Source organism: Rubrimonas sp., assembly GCF_036788415.1.
In the GTDB taxonomy this organism is placed as follows: Bacteria; Pseudomonadota; Alphaproteobacteria; order Rhodobacterales; family Rhodobacteraceae; genus Rubrimonas.
Genome location: NZ_DAIQNN010000154.1, coordinates 1 through 4,921 on the forward strand (window position 1 = coordinate 1; position 4,921 = coordinate 4,921).

Annotated in this window: 6 protein-coding genes; 5 read left to right on the forward strand and 1 reads right to left on the reverse strand. The window is 68.8% G+C overall.

The genetic code is table 11. The annotated features are described in order from the left end of the window. Positions 1-729 (reverse strand): penicillin acylase family protein (locus V7Q31_RS17455; RefSeq protein ID WP_333835128.1); only part of this gene is annotated, 729 nt, incomplete at its 3' end. Positions 730-990: 261 nt separating this feature from the next. On the opposite strand from V7Q31_RS17455, the gene V7Q31_RS17460 reads away from it, so the two are divergent. The 5 genes from V7Q31_RS17460 to phnE (V7Q31_RS17480) all read left to right on the forward strand — a co-directional run bounded on the left by V7Q31_RS17460 (position 991) and on the right by phnE (V7Q31_RS17480) (position 4,811). Next, on the forward strand, positions 991-1,305 hold the full coding sequence (locus V7Q31_RS17460) for a hypothetical protein (RefSeq protein WP_333835133.1): 315 nt from the start codon (positions 991-993) through the stop codon (positions 1,303-1,305). Between the two features lie 35 nt (positions 1,306-1,340). After that, entirely contained in the window at positions 1,341-2,291 is a 951-nt protein-coding gene (phnD, locus tag V7Q31_RS17465; RefSeq protein WP_333835129.1) for a phosphate/phosphite/phosphonate ABC transporter substrate-binding protein, read from the forward strand. 68 nt (positions 2,292-2,359) lie between these two features. Further along, positions 2,360-3,178, forward strand: a complete 819-nt coding sequence (gene phnC / locus V7Q31_RS17470; protein ID WP_333835130.1) for a phosphonate ABC transporter ATP-binding protein — start codon at positions 2,360-2,362, stop codon at positions 3,176-3,178. Positions 3,179-3,181: 3 nt separating this feature from the next. Then, entirely contained in the window at positions 3,182-3,994 is an 813-nt protein-coding gene (gene phnE, locus V7Q31_RS17475; protein ID WP_333835131.1) for a phosphonate ABC transporter, permease protein PhnE, read from the forward strand. Position 3,995: 1 nt separating this feature from the next. After that, positions 3,996-4,811 (forward strand): phosphonate ABC transporter, permease protein PhnE, encoded by an 816-nt coding sequence (gene phnE / locus V7Q31_RS17480; RefSeq protein ID WP_333835132.1) that lies wholly within the window; start codon positions 3,996-3,998, stop codon positions 4,809-4,811. Positions 4,812-4,921: the final 110 nt, after the last annotated feature.

Consider the following 4,921-nt stretch of genomic DNA (forward strand, 5'->3'; position numbering starts at 1 on the left):
CAGGGCCGTGGTCTCGTCGGTCACCTCGTGGCCCGCCCAGCGAACGGCGAAGGCGCCGCTCGCGCCCTCCAGCAGGTCGAGATGCGACAGGATCGGGCCGAAGGCGGTCATCCGCGACGTCCGCTCGACGGTGCGCCACAGGCGCACGCCGATGCGGTGGCGGATGGTGGTGATGGCGTCGGGCGGCGGGCCGCTCACGTCCACGAACTGGTTAAACCGGGCGCGGAGGTTGGTTCCGCCCCAGGCGACATGCTCGCTGCGCCCGAAGCCGAACACCGGCGTGCCGGTCACCATCGCGCCGACCATGGCGTAGGAGGACGAGCGCAGCCCGGCGATCATCCACGCGTTGCGGACGATGAAGGCCAGGTGCGGGTCGTTGGCGATGAGCCCCCCACCCGTGGCGCCACGCGCGCCCGACACGACGTTACTGTTCGAGCCGCTGCGCCCTGCCTTGCCCGCGAGCGCCGCGAACCGCGCGAGCGCCGGGCGCGCGCCGGTGGCGCCTGCTGCCGGGGCCGGCACGCGCAACCCGCCCGGGTCGTCCTCCAGCACCCGCGCCGCCAGCCGGTCGCGCTCCCCTGCGTCGGGGATGGACAGGAGCGCGAGCAGCGCCTCCCAGTTGATGTCCACCCCTGCGGCCCGGCTGAGCGCGATGCTGTCGCGCGCCGTCCACGGCTCCCAGTCGAGCGCGAGCACGACGAATTCATGCGGCGCGGCGTGCGCGGGCAACCGAATACCCGTCTTCGAGCAGGAACCGCGAAACTCTGACAGCCTGCGGCGCCACTGCGGGTGGCGGCGTTGAGTGGGTGGCCCGCGACGCCAGCGCCGACCGGCCACCGGCGGTCGTGTCCCACCTCGTGGCGTAGGAGCCGGCCGCGCGCGGAGCCTCCGGCGTAGCGCAGCGCGCGGCCGGCGGCGTCGCGGGCGGCCATCGCCGGTCTTGAGTAGAGGTTCGGGTTTCGAGACATGGACCCTGAACCGGAGACGACGATGACCGACGACAGAATGGCGCTGCTTGAGCTGGTCGAGAAGGCCGCCGACGCCGATCTCGTGCGTGACGTGCTTGCGTTCGGGTCCGCGGCCCGGCCCGGATGGCGGCGTCGGTGCGAAGAAGGCGGCGCTGGCGGCGACCCGATCGTCGCCCCCAGTCGCGGCCGTCGTCTTGGTCCGGGGCGCGCCGCCCTGGGTTACGGCTGCGCTCGACGCGGATCGCGGCGCGCGCCTGCCCGATCAGCAGCGCCGGCCGACAGAATTGTCAAAAAACCGTTGCGATTCTGTAGCGCTGATGTGACGAAACAGCTCTAGCCCGGAGGTTCAACGAGGTTCCAAGGATGGCCCAGATGAACGCTCTCAAATCCGCCGTCGCCGCGATCGCCCTGCTGGTCGCCGGCCCCGCGCTCGCCGAGTTCAAGCTCGACAGCCGCTATGTCGACAATGACGGCGACCTGATCGCCGACATCCCGACCGATCCGGCGCAGCTCGTCGATCCCGACACGCTGATCTTCGCCTACACCCCGGTCGAAGACCCGGCCGTCTACGCAGAGGCGTGGAAGGATTTCCTCGCCCATATGGAGACGGTGACCGGAAAGCGCGTGCAGTTCTTCCCCGTCCAGTCCAACGCCGCCCAGATCGAGGCGATGCGCGCCGGCCGCCTGCACATCGCGGGCTTCAACACCGGCTCGAACCCGCTGGCCGTCGCCTGCGCCGGATTCCGCCCGTTCACGATGATGGCCAAGGGCGACGGCTCGTTCGGCTACGAGATGGAGATCATCACTTTCCCGGGCTCCGGCATCGAGACGGTCGAAGACATCAAGGGCAAGCAGCTCGCCTTCACGTCGGAGACGTCGAATTCGGGCTACAAGGCGCCTTCCGCGATCCTCAAGGCCGATTTCGCCATGGAGCCGGGCCGCGACTTCGAGCCGGTCTTCTCCGGCAAGCACGACAACTCGATCCTCGGCGTCGCCAACAAGGACTATCCGGCGGCCTCGATCGCCAACTCGGTCAAGGCGCGCATGATCGAGCGCGACGTCGTCAAGGCCGACCAGTTCGTGACGATCTACACTTCGCAGACCTTCCCGACCACCGGCTACGGCGTCGCCCACAACCTGACGCCGGAGCTTCAGGAGAAGATCAAGGAGGCGTTCCGCACTTTCAAATGGGAGGGCTCGTCGCTCGAAGCCGAGTTCTCCAAGTCGGGCGAAGCGCAGTTCATCCCGATCACCTTCAAGGAGCACTGGGACGTGATCCGCAAGATCGACGAGGCCACGGGCGTCCAGTACACCTGCCAGTAAGGACTGGCTGAAGGCGCGGGGCGCGGGCGGCGACGCCTGCGCCCCGTTTCCTTGCGCGGAGCGGCGGGATGCTGACGGTCGAGAAGCTGACGAAGACTTACAAGACTGGCGACAAGGCGCTGTCCGACGTCTCCTTCACCGTGCCGAAAGGGCAGGTGGTGGGGCTGATCGGCCCGTCCGGCGCTGGCAAGTCCACGCTGATCCGCTGCGTCAACCGGCTTGTCGAGCCGACCACCGGCGCGGTTCTGCTCAACAATCTCGACATCACCGCGCTGCCCGGCGGCCAGCTGCGCCGCGCGCGCCGGCGGATCGGCATGATCTTTCAGGAATACGCGCTGGTCGAGCGGCTGACCGTGATGGAGAACGTGCTGTCGGGCCGCCTCGGCTACGTGCCCTTCTGGCGCAGCTTCCTGCGCCGATTTCCCGCCGCCGACATCGAGAACGCCTTCCGCCTGCTCGACCGCGTCGGGCTGATGGAGCACGCCGACAAGCGCGCAGACGCGCTGTCGGGCGGCCAGCGCCAGCGCGTCGGCATCGCCCGCGCGCTCGCGCAGGAGCCCGAGCTTCTGCTGATCGACGAACCCACCGCCTCGCTCGACCCCAAGACCTCGCGCCAGATCATGCGGCTGATCGTCGAGATCTGCGCCGAGCGCGACCTTCCCGCGATCATCAACATCCACGATGTCGCCCTCGCCCGACAGTTCGTGCAGCGCATCATCGGCCTGCGCGCGGGCCGCGTGGTGTTCGACGGCCCGCCCGATGCGCTCGACACCGCCGTGCTGACCACGATCTACGGCGAGGAGGACTGGACGGCCATGCGCAAGGCCGCCGAGGAGGACCGCGACGCCGAGCGCGACGAGGCCGAGCGCATGGTCGGGCTGGTCTGAGCCATGGCGACGACCGCGCCCGCCTATCCCCGCACATGGTCGCGCCCGCCGGTGATGGTGAAGGATGCGCGCTGGCGCTGGGGGCTGCGCATCTTCGGCCTCGTCTGGCTGGCGCTGGCGCTCTCGACCCTCGATGTGAATTGGGCGCGCGTCCATGAGGGGCTCGATCGGGGCTGGCGCTTCGTCGAGGGGTTCTTGGCGCCGAATTTCACCTCGCGCTGGCGCGACATCAGCCAGGGCATGGTCGAGAGCCTCACGATGACCGTCACTTCCACGGTGGCGGGCGTGCTGCTCTCCATCCCGGTGGGCATCGGCGCAGCGCGCAACCTCGCGCCGCGCTGGATTTACTACATCTGCCGCGCGATCATCGCGGTCTCGCGATCGCTTCAGGAGATCATCGTCGCGATCTTCCTCGTCGCGATGTTCGGCTTTGGGCCGTTCGCGGGGTTCCTCACGCTCAGCTTCGCCACCATCGGGTTTCTGGCGAAACTCCTCGCCGAGGACATCGAGGACATCGACGAGACGCAGGCCGAGGCGATTCGCGCGACCGGCGCCTCGTGGGGGCAGCTCGTGAACTACGCCGTGCAGCCCCAGGTGATGCCGCGGCTGATCGGCCTCAGCCTCTACCGCCTCGACATCAACTTCCGCGAATCGGCCGTGATCGGGATCGTCGGCGCCGGCGGGATCGGGGCGACGCTCAACACCGCCATCGACCGCTACGAATACGACAGCGCGGGGGCGATCCTGCTGATCATCATCGCGATCGTGATGGCGGCGGAATACGGTTCCAGCGTCATTCGCAAACGGATTCAGTGACATGGCGGTGGCTCAGACAGCGAACGGCCCGGTCTGGCGCGCGCGCACGCCGCGCTCCGCCCTGCTGCTCTGGGCGGGGTGGCTGGCGCTGGTGGCGCTGACCGTCTGGTGCTGGGAGGTGATGACCGAGACGACGATCTGGGCCTTCGTGCATGACGCGCCGCGCCAGGCCGCCGACATCGGCTCGCGCATGTTCCCGCCCCGCTGGTCCTACATGGACAGGCTCTGGCTTCCGCTGTGGGACACGCTCAACATCGCCACGCTCGGCACCATCATCGGCGTGATCATCGCGACGCCCGTGGCGTTTCTGGCCGCGCGCAACACCACGCCGAGCGTGCTGTTCCTGCGGCCCGTGGCGCTGTTCGTCATCGTCGCCTCGCGCTCGATCAACTCGCTGATCTGGGCGCTGCTGCTGGTGTCGATCGTCGGACCGGGCCTGCTGGCGGGCGTGATCGCCATCGCGCTGCGCTCGATCGGCTTCGTCGGCAAGCTGCTCTACGAGGCCATCGAGGAAACCGACGCCAGCCAGATCGAAGCCGTTCAGGCCACGGGCGCCTCGGGCGCGCAGGTCCTGACCTACGGCATCTGGCCGCAGATCGCGCCCGCCTTCTGGGGGATCAGCGTCTTCCGCTGGGACATCAACATCCGCGAGAGCGCGGTTCTGGGGCTGGTCGGCGCCGGCGGGATAGGGCTGCAGTTGCAGGGCTCGCTCAACACGCTGGCCTGGCCGCAGGTGACGCTGATCATCCTGGTGATCCTCGCCACCGTTGTCGTCAGCGAGTGGGTCTCGGCGCGCGTGCGCCACGCGATAATCTGACCGTTCCGCGCCTCGCCGCATGCCTCGCTGGGCCACCTCACCCCCGCAGCCTTCGCTGGAGTGCGCCCCTTCGGGTGGACAGATCGGGTAGGTCGGAATTGACCGAGGCC

Coding starts and splice junctions, on each gene's coding strand:
- V7Q31_RS17460 (WP_333835133.1), top strand. CDS start 991: ATGACCGACGACAGAATGGCGCTGCTTGAGCTGGTCGAGAAGGCCGCC.
- phnD (WP_333835129.1), top strand. CDS start 1,341: ATGAACGCTCTCAAATCCGCCGTCGCCGCGATCGCCCTGCTGGTCGCC.
- phnC (WP_333835130.1), top strand. CDS start 2,360: ATGCTGACGGTCGAGAAGCTGACGAAGACTTACAAGACTGGCGACAAG.
- phnE (WP_333835131.1), top strand. CDS start 3,182: ATGGCGACGACCGCGCCCGCCTATCCCCGCACATGGTCGCGCCCGCCG.
- phnE (WP_333835132.1), top strand. CDS start 3,996: ATGGCGGTGGCTCAGACAGCGAACGGCCCGGTCTGGCGCGCGCGCACG.